The sequence below is a fragment of the Pseudomonas fluorescens genome (genome assembly GCF_030344995.1).
Taxonomy (GTDB): domain Bacteria; phylum Pseudomonadota; class Gammaproteobacteria; order Pseudomonadales; family Pseudomonadaceae; genus Aquipseudomonas; species Aquipseudomonas fluorescens_BF.
The window spans coordinates 4346126-4368841 of the sequence record NZ_CP128260.1; the positions used below are offsets into that span (position 1 = coordinate 4346126).

At 59.8% G+C, this 22716-nt stretch carries 26 protein-coding genes and 4 tRNA genes; 12 read left to right on the forward strand and 18 right to left on the reverse strand.

Annotated elements, in window-relative coordinates:
• Positions 1 to 21 precede the first annotated feature (21 nt).
• From tig to QR290_RS19410, 5 genes are all read right to left on the reverse strand, one after another.
• Positions 22 to 1332, reverse strand: coding sequence for a trigger factor (gene tig, locus QR290_RS19390; protein WP_045121656.1), 1311 nt, complete (start codon positions 1330 to 1332; stop codon positions 22 to 24).
• Between the two features lie 400 nt (positions 1333 to 1732).
• Positions 1733 to 1808 (reverse strand) — tRNA-His (locus tag QR290_RS19395).
• A 76-nt stretch (positions 1809 to 1884) separates the two neighbouring features.
• Positions 1885 to 1969, reverse strand: a tRNA-Leu gene (locus QR290_RS19400).
• A gap of 58 nt (positions 1970 to 2027) precedes the next feature.
• Positions 2028 to 2103: transfer RNA gene (locus QR290_RS19405), tRNA-His, on the reverse strand.
• A 32-nt stretch (positions 2104 to 2135) separates the two neighbouring features.
• Positions 2136 to 2212, reverse strand: a tRNA-Arg gene (locus QR290_RS19410).
• Between the two features lie 274 nt (positions 2213 to 2486).
• Here QR290_RS19410 and folD point away from each other — a divergent pair.
• Positions 2487 to 3341, forward strand: coding sequence for a bifunctional methylenetetrahydrofolate dehydrogenase/methenyltetrahydrofolate cyclohydrolase FolD (gene folD, locus QR290_RS19415; protein WP_085608325.1), 855 nt, complete (start codon positions 2487 to 2489; stop codon positions 3339 to 3341).
• Between the two features lie 229 nt (positions 3342 to 3570).
• A complete protein-coding gene (pbpG, locus tag QR290_RS19420; protein ID WP_011335039.1) occupies positions 3571 to 4509 on the forward strand; it encodes a D-alanyl-D-alanine endopeptidase in 939 nt (312 codons plus the stop codon).
• Positions 4510 to 4561: 52 nt separating this feature from the next.
• Here pbpG and QR290_RS19425 read toward each other — a convergent pair whose 3' ends face one another.
• The 3 genes from QR290_RS19425 to QR290_RS19435 all read right to left on the reverse strand — a co-directional run bounded on the left by QR290_RS19425 (position 4562) and on the right by QR290_RS19435 (position 5750).
• On the reverse strand, positions 4562 to 4768 hold the full coding sequence (locus QR290_RS19425) for a hypothetical protein (protein ID WP_115078536.1): 207 nt from the start codon (positions 4766 to 4768) through the stop codon (positions 4562 to 4564).
• 12 nt (positions 4769 to 4780) lie between these two features.
• A complete protein-coding gene (locus QR290_RS19430; RefSeq protein ID WP_115078537.1) occupies positions 4781 to 4987 on the reverse strand; it encodes a DUF6021 family protein in 207 nt (68 codons plus the stop codon).
• Between the two features lie 91 nt (positions 4988 to 5078).
• Positions 5079 to 5750 (reverse strand): peptidase C39 family protein, encoded by a 672-nt coding sequence (locus tag QR290_RS19435; RefSeq protein ID WP_115078538.1) that lies wholly within the window; start codon positions 5748 to 5750, stop codon positions 5079 to 5081.
• 231 nt (positions 5751 to 5981) lie between these two features.
• Between QR290_RS19435 and QR290_RS19440 the strand changes: the two genes are divergently transcribed.
• Positions 5982 to 6149 carry a hypothetical protein gene (locus QR290_RS19440; RefSeq protein WP_007951566.1) on the forward strand — a complete coding sequence of 56 codons (168 nt, stop codon included), beginning with the start codon at positions 5982 to 5984 and terminating at the stop codon, positions 6147 to 6149.
• Between the two features lie 73 nt (positions 6150 to 6222).
• On the opposite strand, the gene QR290_RS19445 is transcribed toward QR290_RS19440, so the two are convergent.
• Positions 6223 to 6972, reverse strand: a complete 750-nt coding sequence (locus QR290_RS19445) for a TerC family protein (RefSeq protein WP_289203381.1) — start codon at positions 6970 to 6972, stop codon at positions 6223 to 6225.
• A gap of 29 nt (positions 6973 to 7001) precedes the next feature.
• Positions 7002 to 7241 carry a hypothetical protein gene (locus QR290_RS19450; RefSeq protein ID WP_007951568.1) on the reverse strand — a complete coding sequence of 80 codons (240 nt, stop codon included), beginning with the start codon at positions 7239 to 7241 and terminating at the stop codon, positions 7002 to 7004.
• 145 nt (positions 7242 to 7386) lie between these two features.
• On the opposite strand from QR290_RS19450, the gene nhaR reads away from it, so the two are divergent.
• Positions 7387 to 8286 carry a transcriptional activator NhaR gene (nhaR, locus tag QR290_RS19455; RefSeq protein ID WP_115078541.1) on the forward strand — a complete coding sequence of 300 codons (900 nt, stop codon included), beginning with the start codon at positions 7387 to 7389 and terminating at the stop codon, positions 8284 to 8286.
• On the opposite strand, the gene QR290_RS19460 is transcribed toward nhaR, so the two are convergent.
• Positions 8283 to 9443, reverse strand: coding sequence for an MFS transporter (locus QR290_RS19460; protein ID WP_007951570.1), 1161 nt, complete (start codon positions 9441 to 9443; stop codon positions 8283 to 8285). The genes nhaR and QR290_RS19460 overlap by 4 nt on opposite strands.
• A 337-nt stretch (positions 9444 to 9780) precedes the next feature.
• On the opposite strand from QR290_RS19460, the gene sstT reads away from it, so the two are divergent.
• Complete coding sequence (gene sstT, locus QR290_RS19465; protein ID WP_115079977.1) at positions 9781 to 11013, forward strand: serine/threonine transporter SstT; 1233 nt, start codon at positions 9781 to 9783, stop codon at positions 11011 to 11013.
• 65 nt (positions 11014 to 11078) lie between these two features.
• Here sstT and QR290_RS19470 read toward each other — a convergent pair whose 3' ends face one another.
• Positions 11079 to 11588, reverse strand: a complete 510-nt coding sequence (locus QR290_RS19470) for a DUF1993 domain-containing protein (RefSeq protein ID WP_007951572.1) — start codon at positions 11586 to 11588, stop codon at positions 11079 to 11081.
• 126 nt (positions 11589 to 11714) lie between these two features.
• On the opposite strand from QR290_RS19470, the gene QR290_RS19475 reads away from it, so the two are divergent.
• Positions 11715 to 12365: a YceH family protein gene (locus QR290_RS19475; protein WP_115078542.1), complete on the forward strand. Its 651-nt coding sequence runs from the start codon at positions 11715 to 11717 to the stop codon at positions 12363 to 12365.
• A 16-nt stretch (positions 12366 to 12381) separates the two neighbouring features.
• Here QR290_RS19475 and QR290_RS19480 read toward each other — a convergent pair whose 3' ends face one another.
• Positions 12382 to 12900, reverse strand: a complete 519-nt coding sequence (locus tag QR290_RS19480) for a cupin domain-containing protein (RefSeq protein WP_289203382.1) — start codon at positions 12898 to 12900, stop codon at positions 12382 to 12384.
• A gap of 98 nt (positions 12901 to 12998) precedes the next feature.
• The gene (locus QR290_RS19485; RefSeq protein ID WP_289203383.1) at positions 12999 to 13817 is read right to left on the reverse strand and encodes a shikimate 5-dehydrogenase; all 819 of its coding nucleotides are present in this window, start codon (positions 13815 to 13817) and stop codon (positions 12999 to 13001) included.
• Positions 13818 to 14071: 254 nt separating this feature from the next.
• On the opposite strand from QR290_RS19485, the gene QR290_RS19490 reads away from it, so the two are divergent.
• The 3 genes from QR290_RS19490 to QR290_RS19500 all read left to right on the forward strand — a co-directional run bounded on the left by QR290_RS19490 (position 14072) and on the right by QR290_RS19500 (position 15146).
• Entirely contained in the window at positions 14072 to 14422 is a 351-nt protein-coding gene (locus QR290_RS19490; RefSeq protein WP_007951578.1) for a hypothetical protein, read from the forward strand.
• A 244-nt stretch (positions 14423 to 14666) separates the two neighbouring features.
• Positions 14667 to 14861 carry a hypothetical protein gene (locus QR290_RS19495; RefSeq protein ID WP_007951579.1) on the forward strand — a complete coding sequence of 65 codons (195 nt, stop codon included), beginning with the start codon at positions 14667 to 14669 and terminating at the stop codon, positions 14859 to 14861.
• A gap of 102 nt (positions 14862 to 14963) precedes the next feature.
• On the forward strand, positions 14964 to 15146 hold the full coding sequence (locus QR290_RS19500; RefSeq protein WP_289203384.1) for a hypothetical protein: 183 nt from the start codon (positions 14964 to 14966) through the stop codon (positions 15144 to 15146).
• Here QR290_RS19500 and QR290_RS19505 read toward each other — a convergent pair.
• A complete protein-coding gene (locus QR290_RS19505) occupies positions 15143 to 16204 on the reverse strand; it encodes an AI-2E family transporter (protein WP_289203385.1) in 1062 nt (353 codons plus the stop codon). The genes QR290_RS19500 and QR290_RS19505 overlap by 4 nt on opposite strands.
• A gap of 156 nt (positions 16205 to 16360) precedes the next feature.
• Here QR290_RS19505 and yegQ point away from each other — a divergent pair, with 156 nt between their 5' ends.
• The gene (yegQ, locus tag QR290_RS19510) at positions 16361 to 17689 is read left to right on the forward strand and encodes a tRNA 5-hydroxyuridine modification protein YegQ (RefSeq protein ID WP_115078546.1); all 1329 of its coding nucleotides are present in this window, start codon (positions 16361 to 16363) and stop codon (positions 17687 to 17689) included.
• 38 nt (positions 17690 to 17727) lie between these two features.
• On the opposite strand, the gene QR290_RS19515 is transcribed toward yegQ, so the two are convergent.
• Together QR290_RS19515 and QR290_RS19520 are read right to left on the reverse strand one after the other, a co-directional pair.
• Entirely contained in the window at positions 17728 to 17958 is a 231-nt protein-coding gene (locus QR290_RS19515) for a hypothetical protein (protein WP_064597887.1), read from the reverse strand.
• A 94-nt stretch (positions 17959 to 18052) separates the two neighbouring features.
• Positions 18053 to 18766, reverse strand: coding sequence for a FadR/GntR family transcriptional regulator (locus QR290_RS19520; protein ID WP_115078547.1), 714 nt, complete (start codon positions 18764 to 18766; stop codon positions 18053 to 18055).
• 365 nt (positions 18767 to 19131) lie between these two features.
• Here QR290_RS19520 and QR290_RS19525 point away from each other — a divergent pair, with 365 nt between their 5' ends.
• Entirely contained in the window at positions 19132 to 20478 is a 1347-nt protein-coding gene (locus QR290_RS19525) for an MFS transporter (protein WP_115079978.1), read from the forward strand.
• Between the two features lie 14 nt (positions 20479 to 20492).
• Complete coding sequence (gudD, locus tag QR290_RS19530) at positions 20493 to 21836, forward strand: glucarate dehydratase (RefSeq protein ID WP_115078548.1); 1344 nt, start codon at positions 20493 to 20495, stop codon at positions 21834 to 21836.
• Here the strand turns inward: gudD and QR290_RS19535 are convergent.
• Complete coding sequence (locus QR290_RS19535) at positions 21833 to 22708, reverse strand: LysR family transcriptional regulator (RefSeq protein ID WP_289203386.1); 876 nt, start codon at positions 22706 to 22708, stop codon at positions 21833 to 21835. The two genes, gudD and QR290_RS19535, sit on opposite strands and share 4 nt — an antisense overlap.
• Positions 22709 to 22716 lie beyond the last annotated feature (8 nt).

The following is a 22716-nucleotide window of genomic DNA, read 5'->3' on the forward strand; positions in this document are numbered from 1 at the left end:
GTGCTTCTAACGCAAAAACAATCAGTCGGCTTTTGGAGCTTCTACCGGCTTGACCGCTTCTTCGTAAGAGACCGATTTGTCGGTCACGCTAGCTTTCTGCAGAACAGTATCCACAACTTGTTCTTCCAGCACAACCGAACGGACTTCGTTCAGTTGCTGCTCGTTCTTGTAGTACCAGGACACGACCTGCTCAGGCTCTTGGTAAGCCGAAGCCATTTCCTGAATCATTTCGCGAACGCGGGCTTCGTCTGGCTTCAGGTCGAACTGCTTGACCACTTCAGCCACGATCAGACCCAGTACAACGCGACGCTTGGCTTGCTCTTCGAACAGCTCGGCCGGCAGTTGGTCTGGCTTGATGTTGCCGCCGAACTGCTGAACAGCCTGCACGCGCAGACGGTCAACTTCGTTGGACAGCAGAGCCTTAGGTACTTCGATCGGGTTGGTGGCCAGCAGACCGTCCATTACCTGATTCTTGACCTTGGATTTGATCGCCTGACGCAGTTCACGCTCCATGTTCTTGCGAACTTCGGTGCGGAAACCGTCGATGCCGCTTTCCTTGATGCCGAATTGAGCGAAGAACTCTTCGTTCAGCTCAGGCAGTTTTGGCTCGGAAACGGTGTTTACAGTCACGGTGAACTCGGCGGTTTTGCCAGCCAGGTCCAGGTTCTGATAGTCCTCTGGGAAGGTCAGGTTCAGAACGCGCTCTTCGCCGGCTTTAGCGCCGACCAGGCCTTCTTCGAAGCCAGGGATCATGCGGCCGGAACCCAGTACCAGCTGAGTGCCCTTGGCGGAACCGCCAGCGAATACTTCGCCGTCAACCTTGCCAACGAAATCGATGTTCAGCTGGTCTTCGTTCTGGGCAGCGCGATCGGCCACTTCGAAACGGGTGTTCTGCTTGCGCAGGATGTCCAGCATCTTGTCCAGATCGGCGTCAGCCACGTCAGCGCTCAGACGCTCGACGGTGATGCCTTCGAAGCCGGCAACGGTGAACTCAGGGAACACTTCGAATACGGCTACGTATTCCAGGTCCTTGCCAGCTTCGAGCGACTTAGGCTCGATCGATGGCGAACCGGCCGGGTTCAGCTTCTGCTCAACCACAGCTTCGTAGAAAGATTTTTGAATCACGTCGCCGATCGCTTCCTGACGTGCGTCAGCACCGAAACGACGTTTGATTTCGCTCATTGGCACTTTGCCTGGACGGAAGCCAGCAATTTTGGCTTTCTGGGCAGTCTGCTGCAGACGCTTGTTGACCTGGCTCTCAATCTGCTCAGCCGGCACGGTGATGCTCATGCGGCGCTCAAGAGCAGTAGTATTTTCAACAGAAACTTGCATGGATATTCCTCGTTGCACAGACGTTAGCCGGCCGTTTCCGACCCAAGAATCAAGGGCAAGCATTCTAGTAGGTCAAACTCAAGAAGTCACCCTACTGAAAACGGGTAAAAAAACAGCAGGCCATTTGAAGGCGGAGACAAACGGTTGCGCCTCGCCCTGTTAGCAAATACAGCCAATTCAAGCCAGGGCTCTGCGCCAACCTCTTCTATATATAGAGGCGGTTGAATCATCTCCCTGACAGCCGACCTCGCAAGCAAGGTTGGCGGGCAGCGCAGCATCATCGAGCAGCATTTATACGACGAAGCACCCTGCCCTGCGACCCGAAACCTGCAGCCGCCAAAATCCGAAACCGTAAAACAAAAAAGGCGCCAGACTGTTAAATCTGGCGCCTTTCGGAATATGGGGTGGACGATGGGGATCGAACCCACGACAACGGGAGTCACAATCCCGTGCTCTACCAACTGAGCTACGCCCACCATATTGCGTGCCAAAGAAGCCAAACAACTTCTTTGTAGAACTTCACCCGGCCAACGGCATGAATGAAGCTTTGATTGGTGCGGATGAAGAGACTCGAACTCTTACGCCTCGCGGCGCTGGAACCTAAATCCAGTGTGTCTACCAATTCCACCACATCCGCGGATGAAGCTTTTTAAAGCAAAGGCGCCAGACTGTTACATCTGGCGCCTTTCGAAATATGGGGTGGACGATGGGGATCGAACCCACGACAACGGGAGTCACAATCCCGTGCTCTACCAACTGAGCTACGCCCACCATATCGCGTTACTTGTGCCAATGCTGCCTAATGGCGCACCCGGCAGGACTCGAACCTGCGACCATCCGCTTAGAAGGCGGATGCTCTATCCAGCTGAGCTACGGGCGCCTTGTTAGCTGTACCCTTGGAGGACTACAAACTAAGTGCTTTCCAGTCGTTCGAAACCGTAATTTCGTTCGACCTTCTTAACCAGTGCTAGGCTGTGCCCGACAAGTGCGACGAATAGTATAGAGCGACCCGAAGGTCGTCAAATCCTTTTTGAAAAAAATTCATTTAATTAAAGGGCTTAGGGGAATTTGCTGACCAAGCGCCTTTGCCCTCACCGTTTGACATGCGAGAATGCGTTCTCTTTTTTTCCCCTCTCGATGGTTAATCACGCGCAATGACTGCACAACTAATCGACGGCAAATCAATCGCCGCCAGCCTGCGCCAGCAGATCGCCCAACGGGTAGCCGAACGTCGCGAGCAAGGCTTGCGCACTCCCGGCCTCGCGGTGATCCTGGTCGGCAGCGATCCTGCCTCTCAGGTTTATGTCTCGCACAAGCGTAAAGACTGTGAAGAGGTCGGCTTCCTCTCTCAAGCCTACGACCTGCCTTCCGAAACCACTCAAGAAGCGCTGACCGATCTGATCGATCGACTGAACGACGACCCGGCAATCGACGGCGTTCTGCTTCAACTTCCCCTGCCAGAGCACCTGGACGCCTCCAAACTGCTGGAGCGCATCCGCCCGGACAAGGACGTCGACGGTTTCCATCCTTATAACGTCGGCCGCCTGGCCCAGCGCATTCCGCTGCTGCGTCCGTGCACTCCAAAGGGCATCATGACCCTGCTGGAAAGCACCGGTGCCGATCTGTACGGGATGGACGCAGTCGTTGTCGGCGCGTCCAACATCGTCGGTCGCCCGATGGCGATGGAACTGTTGCTGGCCGGCTGCACCGTGACCGTGACCCACCGCTTCACCAAGGATCTGGCCGGCCACGTCGGCCGTGCTGATCTAGTAGTCGTGGCCGCCGGCAAGCCGGGCCTGGTCAAGGGCGAGTGGATCAAGGAAGGCGCGATCGTGATCGACGTCGGCATCAACCGTCAGGACGACGGCAAACTGGTCGGTGATGTCGTGTACGAAACCGCCCTGCCCCGCGCCGGCTGGATCACTCCGGTCCCGGGCGGCGTCGGTCCGATGACCCGCGCCTGCCTGCTGGAAAACACTCTCTACGCAGCAGAAACCCTGCACGCCTGAGTCGCGTTTTCCGCACCTCGAGAACCCCGCCCTGTGCGGGGTTTTTCATGCCCTCGAAAAAACCTTTACCGTTCGCCGGAAACCCCTATTTTTACAGGGCTTTTCACGACTTTTTCATGCCCTTCAAACAACCATCGACAGTTCTTCAGCCATACTCCTAAAATGCGTCGTTTTTACGACACAGGCCGTTACAAAATACGGCATTTCCAACCTTCATGAGTTCGCCCGCGTGAATATTCGTCTGTCCATCCTGAGCCTGGTTTTTGCATTTTCAGGCACGCTCCTCACGCCAACGGTCAACGCCGCCGAAACCACCGCCGCCCCTCGAGACGCTTCGCAATTGAAGATCGCCTCCGGCAGCGCCCTGCTGATGGATCTGCAGACCAACAAAGTCATTTATTCCAGCAACCCGGACGTGGTGGTGCCCATCGCCTCCGTGAGCAAGTTGATGACCGGTTTGGTAGTGGTCGAAGCGCACCAGAACATGGACGAATGGATTGACGTCGACATCAGCCATACCCCGGAAATGAAAGGTGTGTTTTCTCGCGTCAAACTGCGAAGCGAGCTGCCCCGTCGAGAGATGTTGCTGATTGCCCTGATGTCCTCGGAAAACCGCGCTGCCGCCAGCCTGGCTCACCACTATCCGGGCGGTTACGCGGCATTCATCGCCGCGATGAACGCCAAGGCCAAGGCGCTGGGCATGACCAGCACGCACTTTGTGGAACCTACCGGCCTGTCCGAGCGCAACGTTTCCACCGCCCGCGACCTGAGCAAGTTGCTGGTGGCTGCGCACAAACAGCCGCTGCTCATCGAGCTGACCACCACCAAGGAAAAGACGGTCTCGTTCCGCAAACCCAATTACACCCTGGGGTTCCGTAACACCGATCACCTGGTCAACAAGGCCGACTGGGATATCCGCATCACTAAAACCGGCTTCACCAATCCTGCCGGTCATTGCCTGGTGCTGGTGACCCGCATGGCCAACCGCCCGGTTGCCCTGGTGATTCTCGACGCATTCGGCAAATACACTCACTTCGCCGATGCCAGCCGCATTCGCAGCTGGGTGGAAACCGGCAAGAGCGCCAACGTTCCAGCGGTGGCTCAGCAATACAAGGCCGACAAAAACCTCAAGAGTCGCCAGAGCGGCGTGATCGAAGCCTCCAAGTAATCCGTCCCCCATGAAAAAGCCCCGAATCGTCGGGGCTTTTTCATTTATGCAGTCAGTCGTTGGGCAACGGCATCTTGTCGTCATCGGGAATGCCGTCACCGGCACTCGGGTCTCGCGAATGCTCTGGCGCGACCACCGCTGGACGCGCCAGCGGATCGCGCAGCGGGCTGTCCGGATCCAGAACCGGATCAACTTCCGGCTCAGGCGTAGTGGGCACGCTGTCAGGTTTGTGGTCGTCGAAACTCGAATCGGTACTCATACGCACCTCGCTTCAAGGCTTGAGATCAGCCAAGGGATCATAAGGCTTGGCCGGACGCTTGGGATCATCGTCCGGCCGTACATCCTTCGGCGCCTTCGCCGGGCCAATGGGATCGACTTGCGGATCGTCCAGATCAGGCGAGTCCGGATCGAAGCCCAGATCGTCGCCACCGCCATGCTCGGAAGAATGGGGTCCGCTGGGTGAATTTGGAATTGCCATGCTCGCCTCCTGAACCGGCCGGAAAATACCGGACGCTACAGTTCAGAAACGCGTGATCCACGAGGGTGCCCGACAAGCGACGAACGGAACCTCAGTGCTGCGCCAGCGCCTTCCTCGCCTGCGCCGCTTCCCGCTCCTGTCCGGCCTGGGCCAGCGCGTCGGCAGCCTTGAGCCAGCGCTGTTGATCGACCGCTGCCGGAATCTGCGTCGGTTTCTGGATCAACACCGCCCAGCCACCGGATTTTTCGAGGGCCGACTCGAACGAACTGAAGCTCATCAATTCACGGCGATTCATTCCGGCACGCAGCAGCACCTTCTGCTTCAGTCGATCGTAACCGGACAGGATCGCGTAACGCGGTTCCGCCCAAAACGCCGAACCCTCACTGAAACGCACCATCACCGGATACCCGGCCGCCACCTGAGTCAGTAGCGCCGGCAAGTTGCTGTCCAGCGGATACACGACCATGCCGTACTCGCGCGCCAGGCTCTGAAGATTCTGTTGCAACTTGTCCTCGGCGCCCGGCAGGTGCAGAGGTTTTTCCAGCAGACCCGGCGTGATCACGATGCCCTGCTGCGACAACAGGCTGGCCAGCACTTGCGGCCCGCTCTGATTGGCCTCACCGCGATAGAACGTGCCGCTGAGCTCGACCCGCTCCGGCAGGCGCTTGACCTCCGGTGCCACACTGCCCGCACACCCCACCAAAGCTGTCACGCAACCGGCCACCAGCAGCGCCGCGCGAATCCGGGAAAATAGCTGCACCATCGTCACTCTCTTGATCAGTTACCGGTCATCGTGTTCCGGCTTGGTCGAGGATCATAGGACGGCGCCACGCTGCGGTATAGCCCAAAGCGGCAGATGCATCGGCTGCATAGAGCGAACTGATTGGTCACCACCGACCTTTGGTCAATAGCTTGAAACACGCCAGCGACTAGACTGTCACTCAGACAAGAGCCAAAGAAAGAGCGCCCGACGCAGGGCAAAGAGGAGGCACAGATGAGCCTGACCATGACCATCGTAATGCTGATTGCCGGCTGGCTGGCCGTTGCCGCCGCCATGCTGTGGGGCGTGTTGCGGATTTCCCGCCGCCATCACCACCCGGTACAACCGGCTCCGACCAGGAAGATCGAGAAACACGACGCCCGTCACGCCACCGCGCACTGATTTTCCGCAACCGACACAAACAAAAAGGCCGCCTGGACTCTCGCGAGTTCAGGCGGCCTTTGGTTTCCAGCGTTTACGCTTCGGCAGTCAATTTCTTCTGCTTGGCGCGGCGCGACATCATGTTCAGCACTTCAATCGCAGCCGAGAACGCCATGGCGGCATACACATAACCTTTCGGTACAAGGGCGCCGAAGCCTTCGGCGATCAGCGTCATGCCGATCATGATCAGGAAGCCCAGAGCCAGCATCACCACCGTCGGGTTATCGTTGATGAACTTGGCCAGCGGATCAGCCGCAAACAGCATCACCAGCACCGAAACCACCACCGCGATCACCATGATCGGCAAGTGCTCAGTCATGCCGACAGCGGTAATGATGCTGTCGATCGAGAACACCATGTCCAGCATCAGGATCTGCCCGATGGCAGCGGCGAAGCCCAAAGTCACCGTCGACGTGGCGGTCTTCGGATCTTCCGGCGCCGGGTCCATGCTGTGATGGATCTCGGTCGTCGCCTTCCACACCAGGAACAGACCACCGGCGATCAGGATCATGTCCTTCCAGGAGAACGCCTGGCCGAGGATCTCGATGACCGGCGCGGTCAACTGAACGATGAACGCGATGGTGCTCAACAGGGCCAGACGCATGATCAGCGCCATGCCGATCCCCAGACGACGGGCCTTCTGCCGGTACTGCTCGGGCAGCTTGTTGGTCAGGATCGAGATAAAGATCAGGTTATCGATGCCGAGCACGATTTCCATCACCACCAACGTGGCCAAAGCAACCCAGGCGGTCGGGCTGGCGGCGAGTTCTAACAGATATTCCATGGGTCAGTCCTGACTCTGTGTAAGACGGTTTAGATTTCCTGGGAGGACGATTCGGATTTTTCTTCGTCGTCTTTCGGTTCTTTCTTGCTGATCAGATTGCCGGTGGCATCACTGAGCGCCTCTTCGGCGGCTTTGTGCGTGTCGTCGATGGCTTGCTTGGCCGCTTCGGCCGCCTGCCCCATCAGTTGCTGGGCGCTCTTTTCGGCCTGGTCGCAACCGGCCAGTACCAGTAAAGACGCGATCAACAGCGCCGTAGTTTTTAGTTTCATGATGCTTCCCTCGATAGAACTGACAGCGCCGTACAGACCGGCCGTCGATGGCTGGGCATTCTAGGGAGACAAACACTTCAGGAAAATTCGTATTTTTAGCGGCTATACTTCGATTTATACGAACTGTATTTGACGGACCGAACCCATGCTCAATTACCGACAACTGCACTACTTCTGGGTGGTGGCCAAGACCGGCAGCATCGTGCGCGCCTGCGAGCAACTGAACCTTACGCCGCAGACCATCAGCGGGCAGATTTCCCTGCTCGAACAGACCTACGGCATCGAGTTGTTTCAACGGGTTGGCCGGCAGCTTGAGCTGACCGAAGCCGGGCGCCAGGCCCTGCCCTACGCCGAACAGATGTTCCAGCTCGGCGGCGAACTTGAGCTGATGCTGCGCGCCCAGCCCAATGAACAGCAGATCCTGTTCCGGGTCGGCGTGGCGGATGTGGTGCCCAAATCCATCGTCTACCGTTTGATCGCGCCGACCATGGAATTGAGCGAGCCACTGCGCATCACCTGCCGCGAAGACAAACTCGAGCGATTACTGGCGGATCTGGCGATCCAGCGTCTGGATCTGGTGATCTCCGACAGCCCGATGCCCTCGCACCTGGACATCAAGGGCTACAGCCAGAAACTCGGGGAATGCGGGATCAGTTTTTTCGCCACCGCCGAACTGGCAGCGCAATACGGTCAGGATTTCCCGCACAGCCTGCACGGCGCACCGTTGTTGATCCCCGGCGCGGAAACCGTGGTGCGCAGCCGTCTACAGCGCTGGTTCGCCGAACAGCAGATTCAGCCAAGGATTGTCGGGGAGTTCGATGACAGCGCCTTGATGCAGGCGTTCGGGCAGTCCGGCAGCGGGATTTTCATCGGTCCGAGCGTGATTGCCGATGAGGTGAAGCGCCAGTACGGCGTCGAGTTGATCGGCCAGACCGATGCGGTGAGCGAGTCGTTCTACGCGATCTCGGTGGAGCGCAAGGTCAAGCACCCCGGCATCAAAGCGATTACCGAAGGTGCCCGACGCGAGCTGTTTACAGCGTTTTAAGCCGGTGCGCAGACGTCGCGCGGCTTGAGCACCATCAGCACCATGGCGAGGAAAATCGACAGCAGAATGAACCCGGCAGCGGCGAAGCCCACAAAACCCAGGCCAGCGCTGTCGATCACTCGACCGCCAATGATCGCGCCCAGACCAATCCCGAGGTTGGCCCCGGCAATGTTCAGCGACGCGGCAAAGGCCGGCGCTTCCGGTGCGGCTTTCATCAAGCGCACGTGGCTGACCAGAAACAGCGCCGCCTGGGTCACGCCCCAGATGCCCATCGCCGCCGCCAGCCCCAGCGACGAATTGATGTTCGGTACCAGCGCCACCATCCCCGGGATCATGAACGCGCAGAACATCACCGAAGCCATCAGCGGATGGCGATCCACCGCACGACCGCCCAGCGAGTTGCCGATCAGACCGACCGCACCAAAGCCCATCAGGCACCAGCCGACCACGGTGCCATTGAAGCCGGCCAGACGTTCGAGAATGTCCGCCAGATAGGTGTAGGCGGTGAACATGCCGCTGAACACCAGGATCGACAGCAGCACATGGCCGAGCATCAGCGGGCTGCGCAGGATCTTGAACTGCGAAGCGAAACTGACCTGATGCTGGTGCAGGCTGGTTTTCGGCAAATAGACAAACAGCAGCAACGCCTTGGCGAATGCGATCACCGCCAAAATGGCGAACGCACTGCGCCAGCCGAACGCATCGGAAATCAGCGTGCCGACCGGAATCCCGAACACGGTGGCGCAGACGATGCCGAAGCCGATCTTGGCGATCGCACGACCGGCGAAGTCCGGGCCGACGATGTCCACCGCCGTTTCGCTGGCCAGCGCCCAGAACACCGGCAGCCCCAGCGCCGGGATCAACCGGGCAATAGCCATGACCCAGATGTTCGGCGCCAATGCCGCCACGGTATTGGCCAGACCAAACATGATCAGAATGGTGATGAACAGTTTGCGGCGCTCGAAGCGGGCGAAATATGCCGTCAAGAAAGGACCGAACATCGCCACGGTGAAAGCGAATAGAGTCACCAGCAACCCGGCCTGCGGGATGGTGACAGCCAGGTCGCGGGCAATCGCCGGCAGCAGGCCGACGATGACGAACTCCGTGGTCAGCACCGTGAACCCGGCGGCAGACAACAGAAGGATGGGCAACAGCATGAGGAACTCCAGCAAAACGACGACACCAGCGCTGACCCGAGGGCCCGCCGGCAGAACTTGAAAATAAGGATGCGCAATCTTAACAGAGTGTTTCCCGGGTGACTTGCACAAACCTGTCTAAGTTGCAGAGGGATCCGGTGGCAGATCGTCACATGCCTGAAGGATCCGGGCGACGCTGTGATAAAGTCCGCGCCCTGCAAAACGTACACCCTGTTCAACCACCCGTTTAACGGCGTGGCTGGCACGTCAGTCCTTTCGGTTCGTGTCTGTGGCCTGCCCCGATTCAACGCCCGGATTGCGCAACCTTGCACCCTATAAAAAAACAGAGATGCCGTTCATGACCGCTTCATCCCCTTCTCTATTGCAACGTCTTAAAAGCCTCAGCCTGGTCACGCAGATCCTGATCGGCCTGATTGCCGGCATCGCGCTCGCGCTGTTCGCGCCGGAAGCGGCCAAAGCCACGGCCTTCATCGGCAAGGTTTTCGTCTCCGCGTTGAAAGCCGTGGCGCCGATCCTGGTGTTCGTGCTGGTCATGGCCTCGATCGCCAACCACAAGCACGGCCAGGAAACCCACATCCGGCCGATTCTGTTCCTGTATCTGCTGGGCACCTTCGCGGCCGCCGTGGTCGCGGTGATTGCCAGCATGATGTTCCCGTCGCATCTGGTGCTGTCCACCGACAACATCGCGGTGAGCGCGCCGGGCGGCATCAGTGAAGTGCTGCAAAGCCTGTTGCTGAGCGTGGTCGACAACCCGGTGAGCGCACTGATGAACGCCAACTTCATCGGCATTCTGGCCTGGGCGATCGGCATGGGCGTGGCGATCCGGCACGCCGGTGATACCACCCGCGAAGTGCTGGGTGATCTGTCCAATGGCGTGACGGTGATTGTCCGGGTGGTCATCCGTTTCGCACCGTTGGGTATTTTCGGCCTGGTGGCCTCGACCCTGGCCACCTCCGGTTTCGGCGCGCTGGTCGGTTACGCGCACCTGCTGGCGGTATTGCTGGGCTGCATGCTGTTCGTGGCACTGGTGATGAATCCGCTGATCGTGTTCTGGAAGCTGCGTCGCAACCCTTACCCACTGACACTCCAGTGCCTGCGCGAAAGCGGCATCACCGCGTTCTTCACCCGCAGCTCGGCGGCGAACATTCCGGTCAACCTGGAATTGAGCAAGCGCCTGGGCCTGCATGAAGACACCTACTCGGTATCGATCCCGCTCGGCGCCACCATCAACATGGCCGGCGCGGCGATCACCATCACCGTGCTGACCCTCGCGGCCGTACACACCCTGGGCATCGCCGTGGACATCCCGACCGCGATCCTGCTCAGCGTCGTCGCCGCGATCTGTGCCTGTGGCGCCTCGGGCGTGGCCGGTGGCTCGCTGCTGCTGATCCCGCTGGCGTGCAGCCTGTTCGGCATCCCGAGCGAAATTGCCATGCAGGTGGTGGCGGTCGGCTTCATCATCGGCGTGCTGCAGGATTCGGCCGAAACGGCGCTGAACTCCTCCACAGACGTGCTGTTTACCGCCGCCGCGTGCCTGGGCGAAGAACAAAAAGCCCAGCGCCCGGCGTAAAAACCCGGCGCAACAAAAAGCCCGCCAAGACGCAAACCTTGGCGGGCTTTTTGTTGCAGAACGTTTTAGAACGCGCCCATGTAATCGCGCTTGCCGACTTCCACACCGTTGTGACGCAGCAGTGCGTAGGTGGTGGTAACGTGGAAGAAGAACTGCGGCAAGCCGTAGCTCAGCAGGTAGGCCTGGCCACTGAAGCGCTTCTCTTTCGGGGTGCCCGGACGAGTCACGATCTCGATGCCTTCCTTGCCATTGATCTGCTCTGGCTTGATCTCGCCGATGAAGGCCAGAACCTTGGCGATCAGCGCTTGCAGCTCGGCGAAGGTGGTTTCGGTGTCGTCATATTTCGGGATTTCGATTTCGGCCAGACGCGAGGAAACGCCTTTGGCGAAGTCCACGGCGATCTGCACCTGACGCACCAGCGGGAACATGTCCGGGTACAGACGCGCCTGCAGGAAGGCGTTCGGGTCGATGTTTTTCTCGGTGGCGTGGGCTTCAGCCTTTTTCAGCACATCGCTCACGGCGTTGAGCATTTGTTGGAAAACCGGGACGGATGCGGCGTACAGGGAAATGGTCATGGCAGTCTCACGTGGTGGCTGGGTGAATCGTGGGGGCGATTATAGCCATGCTCGCGCGGCGGCGCGGCTTGTCTTTTATCCAGCAAGGATTAGGCTAGGCGCCTTCGACTGCAGAGGGAACGCGCGATGACCACAGAATTTGAAACCCGCTCCGACGAACCACGGCTCAACGCCACGGAAATCCGCATTCTGGGCTCGTTGATCGAGAAACAGGCCACCAGTCCGGAAACCTACCCGTTGACCCTCAACGCGCTGGTGCTGGCCTGCAACCAGAAAACCAGCCGGGAACCGGTGATGAACCTGACCCAGGGCCAGGTCGGCCAGAGCCTGCGCACCCTCGAAAGCCGCGGTTTCGCCAAACTGGTGATGGGCAGTCGCGCCGACCGCTGGGAGCACAAGGTCGACAAGGCGCTGGAACTGGTGCCGGCGCAGTTGATTCTGACCGGTTTGATGTTCCTGCGCGGCCCGCAGACCGTCAACGAACTGCTGACCCGCAGCGGTCGCATGCATGAGTTCGAAGATGCCGAACAAGTGGTGCATCAGCTGGAACGCCTGATCGCCCGGGAGCTGGCGGTGTTGATTCCACGCCAGGCCGGTCAGCGCGAAGATCGCTACACCCACGCGCTGGGCGATCCGGCGGACATCGAGGCGATTATCGCGGCGCGCCAGAACCCGAGTGATCGCGGGGCTGCCAGCGGTGTGTCAGTGGAGCGTATCGAAGAACTGGAAGCGCGGATTGCAGCGCTGGAAGAGCGTCTGGCTCGCCTCGAAGAATAAGCGCACCGGGGCGGCGTTATTCGCCGTCCCAGTAATCGACCCCGTCTGCCTGGCGCGCCACCGCCACGAAGCCCGAGGCATTGCCTTCTGCATCGATGCTGAAGTTGTCCATCACCGCGTATTTGTTCGAGTCCGGGTACTCGCAGATTTCCGGTTGCTGCTGGGTGCTGACCGCCAGATAGCGCAGCTCTTGAGAGCTGGTGTTGATGATCTGATGCGCGGCTTCCGGGCCGCCCGGCGGGCAGGCGATCACGTCTCCGGCGCGGATCGGAAAACGGTCGGCACCCAGGCGCACCTCCCCTTCCCCGGCCACCACGTAGAACATTTCCTCATTGACCCGATGACTGTGAAACGGACTGCCGCGCATGCCCGGGGGCAGCGCATACAGGCGATATCCAAGCTTTTGCGCGCCCAATTGTTGACCGACCCGGGCGAACCGTTGCTGATAACGCCCGGCGGTTTCGCCTTCGGGGGCCAATGATTCGGGGAGTGGTTCGAGTTCGACGTCATTCAGGTTGAGAATGGGCGGATGCATGCAAACCTCGGCTTTTTGTAATGGGCAAGTCTGTGCTTGCTGATCCGGCAGTATAGGCAACGGCAAATCCGGGCGGATATGCCGTTGCTCAGGCTCCATCAGCTACGGGCAAACGCCACCGCCGCATCGAACTGCTCGACCGTCGGTCGCACGCCGGTGTACAGCACAAACTGCTCCAGCGCCTGGATCGCGATCACTTCCAGCCCGGTGATCACTTTTTTACCTTCGGCGCGACCGCGCACGATCAACGGGGTTTCCGAAGGGATCGCCACCACATCGAACACGGTGTCGGCAGACTTGATCACATCCACTTCAAAAGAAAGCTGACCCGCCTCCGGACCGCCGTCCATGCCCACCGGGGTGACGTTCACCAGCATCTGCGGGCGCTCATCGCCCAGCTCCGCCTGCCAGCGATAACCCAGAGAATCCGCCAACGCACGCCCGGCACGCTCATTACGAGCGACGATCAAACCGTTTTTGTAACCGCCATCGCGCAAGGCACTGGCCACAGCCTTGGCCATGCCGCCGCTGCCGCGCAGGGCGAAAGTCGTGTCCTTCGGCACCGCGTGAGTTTCCAGCAACTGAGCGATGGCGATGTAATCGGTGTTGTAGGCCTTGAGATGGCCATTGGTGTTGACGATGGTGTTGATCGACTGGATCGCCGCCGCCGAGGCATCCAGCTCATCGACCAGCGCAATGCTCGCTTCCTTGAACGGCATCGACACGCCGCAACCGCGAATCCCCAGCGCACGGATCCCGCCGACCGCACCGGGCAGGTCCTGACTGCTGAACGCCTTGTAGTAGAAATTCAGGCCCAGTTGTTCATACAAATGGTTATGAAAACGCAGACCGAAATTCCCGGGACGCCCAGACAGGGACATGCACAATTGGGTGTCTTTGTTGGGGTTCATCTGCATGGGAGGCTCCTTCGAATGCACTTTCGGATGGACGGGATTAGCCAGACCATCGGGTTCTGAACGATCATAAGGCGGTCTGTTCCGGGCATCACAGCCAATGCCGGAAATCCGGTAAACAAACCGGTACAGACCTTACACAAAATTTACCTAGCGGCCGTGCTGTTTTTCAAAATGTTGCTGTCTTAGAAGTATCCCCGCGCCATCCCGAGCCTGTTGCAGGCCCGGACGCCGGGTCGAAGAACCGAGGAATTATCATGATTCGTAAACTCCCCATCGTGGCCTTGTTGATTGGTGCATTCGCGATCACGGGTCAGGCAGAAGCCCACGGCGGTGGCTGGCAGGGCCCGGCGGTATTTGGTGCGATCGTCGGCTCGGCCATCATCGGCTCGGCGCTCATCAACCAGGATCGGCCGGTGTACGTCCAACAGCCTGTTTACGCTCAACCGGCACCGGTCTACGTGCAGCAACCGCCGCCACCGGTCTACTACCAGCCGGCCCCGGTTTATGTGCAGCAACCGGTCTACGTCCAACCGGCCCCGGTCTATTACGGCCCGCCGCGCGGTTATTACGGTCGGCCACACTACTACGGTGGCCCGCGCTGGTAACCGGTACACAAAGCCCCGCTTGATAGCGGGGCTTTTTATTGCCTCCGGTAAAGCTGACCGTCCGTCGGCCAAGGTCTGAAAAAATCTCGCCAAGGTCGTTGTGGGGACAGTTTGAACCGCTAAAGTCGGCATGATGGACTCGACCGTCGGGGGGCAAACACAAACGGTCATCTATTTGTCATGACGGAACCGCACTCTGAATCCGTCCGCATACAACAGGTTGATAACAACAAGGACGACTTGAATGCCTACACAGAATCCGCACCGCATCGTCGGTTTATGCACTTCGAGCAAGGTCTACAACGCCCTGACCGAACTCAAGCACCTGGAAGGCCACCGCACGGCGAAATTTCTCTCGCTGCTGGCGGAAAACCTGGTGCGCAAGGGTTTTCTCAACGAACACGAGATCGTGCACATGCTCGATCAAGTGGTGGATTGAGCCAGCACTCACTGGCGTCAATGACCACTATCGAAAGCGTTGATTGTCCCTGAAACGGCCAATTCCCTAAGGTAGCTCCACAGATTGATGGAGGTACTTTTCATGGCTCAGGTTCAAATCATGTCCGTTATCGGTAGCGCCGTTCCCGCATCGCTCAGAGAGCTGGGCCTGCTCGCCTGCTGGTATCTGGTACGCGACGGCGAGCCGGTCAGCGGCCCGCTCACGTCCTTTCCGGCGGCACAGGCGCTGTCGCAACAATTGCTCAACGGCCCGTTCAAGGCTTAAGGCAACTGCACTTTCGGTTTGCTTTCGATGAACAGCGCCCAGCTCGACATGAACAGCGCCGCAATCAGCGGCCCGATCACAAAACCGTTCAGACCGAACACTGCCATCCCGCCCAGGGTCGAGATCAGGATCATGTAGTCCGGCATGCGGGTGTCCTTGCCTACCAGCACCGGACGCAGCACGTTATCCACCAGACCGATCACGAACACCCCGAACAACCCCAGCACCACCCCCTGCCAGATCATTCCGCTGAGCAGGAAGTACACCGCAACCGGCGCCCAGACAATCCCCGCCCCCACCGCCGGCAGCAACGACAGAAACGCCATCAGCACCGCCCAGAGCAACGCGCTGGGAATATCGAGAAACCAGAAAATCGCCCCGCCCAGCGCACCTTGCGTAATCGCCACCAGCAGATTGCCCTTCACCGTGGCGCGCACCACGCGGTTGAATTTCAGCTGTAACCGACGCTTGTGATGCTCCTCCAGCGGCACCGCCGTGCGCACCTTGCGCGCCAGTTCGGCACCATCGCGCAGGAAGAAAAACAGCAAGTACAACATGATGAAGAAACTCACCACGAACTCGAAAGTGCCCTGGCCGAAACTGAACGCCTGAGTCGCCAGCACCTGGCTGCCCTGCATCGCAGCCTTGACGATTTTCTCGCGCAAGGCGTTGAGTTCGCCCATGCCGAAGCGGTCGAGCAAATGCTGAAAGTACGGCGGCAGGCTGTGCTTGAACTGCGCCAGATAGGCGCCGATATCGAGCTTGCCGCTTTCGATATTGTCGTAAAGCGTCGCCCCTTCCTGCACCAGCAGCACGCTGATGACAATCACCGGCAAGATCGCGATCACCAGGCAGATACTCAAGGTACACAGTGACGTCAGGTTGCGTTGCCAGCCAAATTTCAATTGCAGCTGACGTTGCATCGGTGCGAACAGGATGCCGAGAATCACCGCCCAGAACACCGCGCCGTAGAACGGCAGCAGGATCCAGATAAACGCGACCGTCACCAGCAACAGCAGCACGGTGAGGGATTTGAATTGCAGACTCTTTTGGTTCATGTCCGGTCCAGGTCAGTCAGGCGCCACCCGCGCCCGTCCCGTTTAGTCAGCCAGCGTCAGCACGAGTGCCCTGTTTCTTCATGGAGCATAGATCCAGATCAATAAACCCTCGGCGCAACTGCTCTACCCTGCCGCGCTTTTGCGACCGACGCCGCCATGACGACCTCCTTCACCCCCGAACTGCTCGCCCCCGCCGGCACCCTGAAAAACATGCGTTACGCCTTCGCCTACGGGGCCGATGCGGTGTATGCCGGCCAGCCGCGCTACAGCCTACGGGTGCGCAACAACGAGTTCGATCACGCCAACCTCGCGCTCGGTATTCGTGAAGCCCAGGCTCAGGGCAAGCGCTTCTACGTGGTGGTCAACATTGCGCCACACAACGCCAAACTGAAGACCTTCCTCAAGGATCTGGCGCCGGTGATCGAGATGGCGCCAGACGCGCTGATCATGTCCGACCCGGGCCTGATCATGCTGGTACGCCGGCACTTTCCACAGATGCCGATTCACCTTTCAGTGCAGGCCAACACGGTGAACTGGGCGAGCGTCGAATTCTGGCAACAACAGGGACTGAGCCGGATCATCCTGTCCCGCGAACTGTCGCTGGAAGAGATCGGCGAAATCCGCGAGCAAGTGCCGGGCATGGAACTGGAAGTGTTCGTCCACGGTGCGCTGTGCATGGCCTATTCCGGCCGCTGCCTGCTCTCGGGTTACATGAACAAGCGCGACGCCAATCAAGGCACCTGCACCAACGCCTGCCGCTGGAAATACTCGGCGCAGGAAGCGACCGAAAACCAGCTCGGCGAAATCGTGCAGACCTTCGAACCGCAACCGACCCTCGGCCTCGGCGCCCCTACCGATCAAGTGTTCCTTTTGCAGGAAGCCAATCGCCCCGGCGAGCTGATGCCGGCATTCGAAGACGAGCACGGCACCTACATCATGAACGCCAAGGACCTGCGTGCGGTGCAGCACGTCGAGCGACTGACCCGCATGGGCGTGCACTCACTGAAGATCGAAGGCCGGACCAAATCGCACTTCTATTGCGCACGCACCACCCAGGTCTATCGCCGCGCCATCGACGATGCGGTGGCCGGTCGCGAATTCGACCGCAGCCTGATGACCGATCTGGAATCCCTCGCCCAGCGCGGTTACACGGAAGGCTTCCTGCGCCGCCATGTACATGACGAATACCAGAACTACCAGAACGGCAGCTCGGTGTCGGAGCGTCAGCAGTTTGTGGGCGAGCTGACCGGCGAGCGCCGGGATCGGCTGGCCGAGGTGAAAGTGAAGAACCGCTTTGCCCTGGGCGATCATCTGGAACTGATGACGCCCAAGGGCAACTTCCATTTTGATCTGCACGAATTGCAGAACCTTAAAGGCGAAGCCATCGACGTGGCGCCGGGTGACGGGCACACGGTGTACCTGCCGATTCCGGATGCGGTGGATTTGCGCTTCGGGTTGTTGATGCGCGATCTCGGCACGATTTAGAAGCACCAAAAAAACCCGGCCATTCAGCCGGGTTTTGTTCAACGCCTGTCATCGGACAGCGGAGTCGGCTCATCAGCCGGCGGTATGTCTTCATCGGACGACGGATCCTTCCAGTCCTCCGGCCGGTCGGCATCGCTCAACGGGTCGCGTCCGGGCATCACGCCCGGCGGCATCTCGTGATCGGCCAGCGTCGGTTCATCCGTGCCGGGGACTTTGCGGGTAGGGTCGGTTGGGGCCGTGCCTCCCTGAAACAGCGTATCGTCAGCCATGATTGCACCTCAAAGAATGAGGCCCGGAATATCCGGGTCGTACTCGTTGGAAACACCGCCGCACAGCGCGTGCTATCGAACAGACCAGTGGCATTCAACTCGCGGCCGAAAACCGGTCACGACTGTTGCTCAGGTGCAGCCACATCGCTGCACGCGCCGCTTCCGGATCCTGGCGTCTGATCGCGTTGAAAATCGCCTCATGCTCCAGGTTCGCCAATTGCCCGAGTTTGCTCAAATCCACCGCCCCGCGCTCGGCCGCATTGACCCGCGTGCGCGGAATCATCGCGCTACCCAGGTGCTGCATGATTTCGGTGAAGCAGACGTTGCCGGTGGCTTCGGCAATCAGCAGATGGAAGCGCCGGTCGGCCTCGACGCAACTGTCGTTGTTGGCCAACAGACGCTGATAGTCGTCCAGCGCCTGGCGCATCTGCAGCAGTTGTTGTTCGCTGCGGCGCTGCGCGGCCAGTGCCGCCGCTTGCGTCTCCAGACCCATGCGCAATTCGAGAATGCTGCGCACGCCCAGCGCGGTGTCGACATTCAGTCGCAGCCCCTGCTCCGGTGCGCGTTCGATCACAAACGTGCCGATGCCGTGCCGCGTTTCCACCAGTCCCGATGCCTGTAATTTGGAAATCGCCTCGCGCACCACGGTGCGGCTGACGCCGTGTTCCTGAACGATCGAGTTTTCCGACGGCAACTTGTCACCGGGCAACATCTGGCCGAGCAGGATGCTCTGGGTGAGTTTTTCCACCAGGTCATGGGCCAGGTTGTGCGCGCGTTTGCGGGCGGGAGCGTCGAGGTCTTCTTGCATGGTCGGATCCGGTGATCGGGGCAAGCCGATCGTAGCACTGCGGGGGATGACTTGTATGAGCTCCTATGATTTCAGACGCTCAACTTGTATGACAACAAGGAATTTTCGCTAGAAAACCTTCACTAATTTCACGCCGGCACTGCATATCCGCTGGCTTGGCACTCTGCACCGCGGGCCGTAGCCAACCTTTAAAGCCCAACAAATACGGCACTTTCAATCCAAAAAAGCATAAAAACTCTCCGCCGTAGATAAATTTGATTGAGCACTCCCGCTTGTAGGACAAAAAAATCTAGTTGTATGATGTCTATCAACAACGCAGCACCCAGCCACACCCCGCATAAAAATAACGAGTGGGAGAAAACCAAGTGAAATCATCCATTGCCGGGATGAACGAGGACGCCGATTCGGTGCTGTCCTCTGCCATTGCCAAAGTCAAACGCCACGTCCTGCCGCTGTTCGTCATCATGTTCATCGTCAATTACATTGACCGGGTGAACATCGGCTTCGTCCGCACCCACATGGAACACGACCTCGGCATCGGTGCCGCGGCCTACGGTTTCGGTGCCGGGCTGTTCTTCATCGGTTACGCGCTGTTCGAAGTCCCCTCCAACATGCTCCTGCAAAAGGTCGGCGCGCGAATCTGGCTGACCCGCATCATGCTCACCTGGGGCCTGGTGGCCGCCGGCATGGCGTTCATCCAGAACGAAACCCACTTCTACATCCTGCGTTTCCTGCTCGGCGTGGCCGAGGCCGGGTTCTTTCCCGGGGTGATCTACTACTTCACCCGCTGGTTGCCGGGCGCCGAGCGCGGCAAGGCGATCGCGATTTTCTTGAGTGGTTCGGCCGTGGCCTCGCTGATTTCCGGCCCGTTGTCCGGTCTGTTGCTGCAGATCGAAGGTCTGGGCCTGCACGGCTGGCAGTGGATGTATTTCGTTGAAGGGATGTTCTCGGTCTGCCTGTGCGTATTCGTCTGGTTCTGGCTCGATGCCAAACCCCACGACGCCAAGTGGCTGACCCGCGCCGAGCAGGACGCGCTGGTCAAGGCCATCGACGATGAACAGAAGGCCCGCGAAGCCGCGACTCCGATCCGGCCCTCGCTGGGCAAACTGCTCAAGGATCGCCAGATCATCCTGTTCTGCCTGATCTACTTCTTCATTCAATTGACCATCTACGCCGCGACGTTCTGGCTGCCGAGCATCATCAAGAAGATGGGCGAGATGAGCGACTTCCAGGTCGGCCTGTTCAACTCGATTCCGTGGCTGCTGTCGATCATCGGCATGTACGCGTTCGCCTCATTCTCGGCGAAGTGGAAACACCAGCAGGCGTGGGTGGCCACTGCATTGCTGATCGCCGCTGCGGGGATGTTCATGTCCACCACCGGCGGGCCGATCTTCGCCTTCGTCGCAATCTGCTTTGCTGCACTGGGTTTCAAATCCGCCTCGTCACTGTTCTGGCCGATTCCACAGGCCTACCTCGATGCACGGATCGCCGCTGCCGTCATCGCGTTGATCAACTCGGTGGGCAACCTCGGCGGCTTCGTCGCCCCGACCACTTTCGGTCTGCTGGAACAACACACCGGTTCGATCCAGGGCGGCCTCTATGGTCTGGCCGCGACCTCGATCATCGCCGCGATCATCGTGTTTGCCGCCCGCATGACACCCAAATCCGCACCTGACGTCGCCGTGGCCGATGCCGCGCCGAAACACGCTTGAAAGGACAATCCAAAATGACCGCACACGACATCGCCAAAGCCCCGATCATCACCGAGATGCAAGTCATTCCGGTGGCTGGCCACGACGGCATGCTGCTCAATCTGAGCGGCGCCCACGGGCCGTTTTTCACCCGCAACATCGTCATCCTCAAGGACAACGCCGGCCACATCGGCGTCGGTGAAGTGCCCGGCGGCGAACGCATCCGACAGACCCTCGAAGACGCCCGCAGCCTGGTGGTCGGCAGCCCGATCGGCACTTATCAGAAGATCCTCAACCAAGTGCGCCAGACGTTCGCCGACCGCGATGCCGGCGGCCGTGGCCTGCAAACCTTCGACCTGCGCATCACCATTCACGCGGTCACCGGGCTCGAAGCCGCCCTGCTCGACCTGCTCGGCCAGCACCTCGACGTGCCGGTAGCCGCGTTGCTCGGCGAAGGCCAGCAGCGCGATGAAGTGAAGATGCTCGGTTATCTGTTCTACGTGGGCGATCGCCGGGAAACCGACCTCGCCTACCGCAGCGAACCGGAGGCCGACAACGACTGGTTCCGCGTGCGTCACGAGAAAGCCATGACCGCCGACGCCGTGGTGCGTCTGGCCGAAGCTGCCCACGCACGCTATGGCTTCAAGGACTTCAAGCTCAAGGGCGGCGTGCTCAGCGGCGATGCGGAAATCGAAGCGGTGACCGCACTGGCCGAACGCTTCCCCGACGCCCGCATTACCCTCGACCCGAACGGCGCATGGTCACTGAAAGAAGCGATCCGTTTGTGCCGCGACCAGCATCATGTTCTGGCTTATGCCGAAGATCCGTGTGGTGCGGAAAACGGCTATTCGGGCCGTGAAGTGATGGCTGAATTCCGCCGCGCCACCGGGCTGAAAACCGCCACCAACATGATCGCCACCGACTGGCGCGAAATGGGCCATGCGATCCAGTTGCAGTCGGTGGACATCCCGCTGGCCGATCCGCATTTCTGGACCATGCAAGGCTCGGTGCGCGTGGCGCAGATGTGTCACGAATGGGGCCTGACCTGGGGCTCGCACTCCAACAACCACTTCGACATTTCCCTGGCGATGTTCACCCACGTGGCCGCCGCCGCGCCGGGCGACATCACCGCCATCGACACCCACTGGATCTGGCAGGACGGCCAGCGCCTGACCAAGGCGCCGCTGCAAATCGTCGACGGCTGCGTGCAGGTGCCGAAGAAACCGGGGCTGGGCGTCGAGCTGGACATGGATCAGGTGGCCAAGGCCCACGAACTCTATAAAGGCATGGGACTGGGCGCGCGGGATGACAGCGTGGCAATGCAGTTTCTGATTCCGGGCTGGACGTTCGATAACAAGAAGCCGTGCCTGGTGCGCTAAGCCTGCGCAGCCTCCAGCAACCAGTGTCTGAACGCCGCCATCGCCGACGTCTCCGGCCGTGACTGCAAGCGCGTCAGCCAATAGCTGCCGGTGGTGATTTCGATGGCAAAGGGTTGGCGGATCAGGTCCGCCGCCAGTTGCCGGGCAAACATCAACGGCGGCGCCAGTGCCACCCCGCCACCCTGCAACGCCGCCTCCATCATCGCCAGCGACGAGTCGAACACGATGCTCTGGGGCGGCGCGGCATGGGTCGCCAGACCGGCCGCGTGAAACCATTCCGGCCACTCATCGGTGCGATAGGAACGCAACAAACGCTGCTGCAAAAGATCCCCCGGCGCGTGCAATTGCCGGGCGATTTCCGGCACGCAAAGCACCGACAACGGCGCCTCCAGCAAACGGGTCGCCTCGATACCGTGCCACGCCCCAGCGCCAAACCGGATCGCGTAATCCAGCCCTTCGGCGGCGACGTCCACCCGATTGTTGTTGGTCGACAGCCGCAAATCTATGAGCGGATGTTTCGCCTGAAAGTCCGTCAGCCTCGGCAACAACCAGCCCACCGCGAAGGTGCCCACCGCGCCGACCGTAAGCATTTCCCGATATTGCCCCCCCGCCAGACGCTCAAGCATCTGCGCGATATGATCGAACGACGTGGTCAGCACCGGCAGCAGGGTTTCGCCCTCGCCGGTCAGCATCAGCCCACGGGGCAGGCGTTTGAACAGGATCACGCCGAGTTGCGCCTCGAGGCTTTTGACCTGATGGCTGACGGCCGCTTGAGTCACACACAACTCCACGGCGGCGCGGGTGAAACTCAGGTGGCGCGCGGAAGCTTCAAAAGCGCGTAATGCATTCAACGGTAATTGAGGTCGAATCATGCCAGATC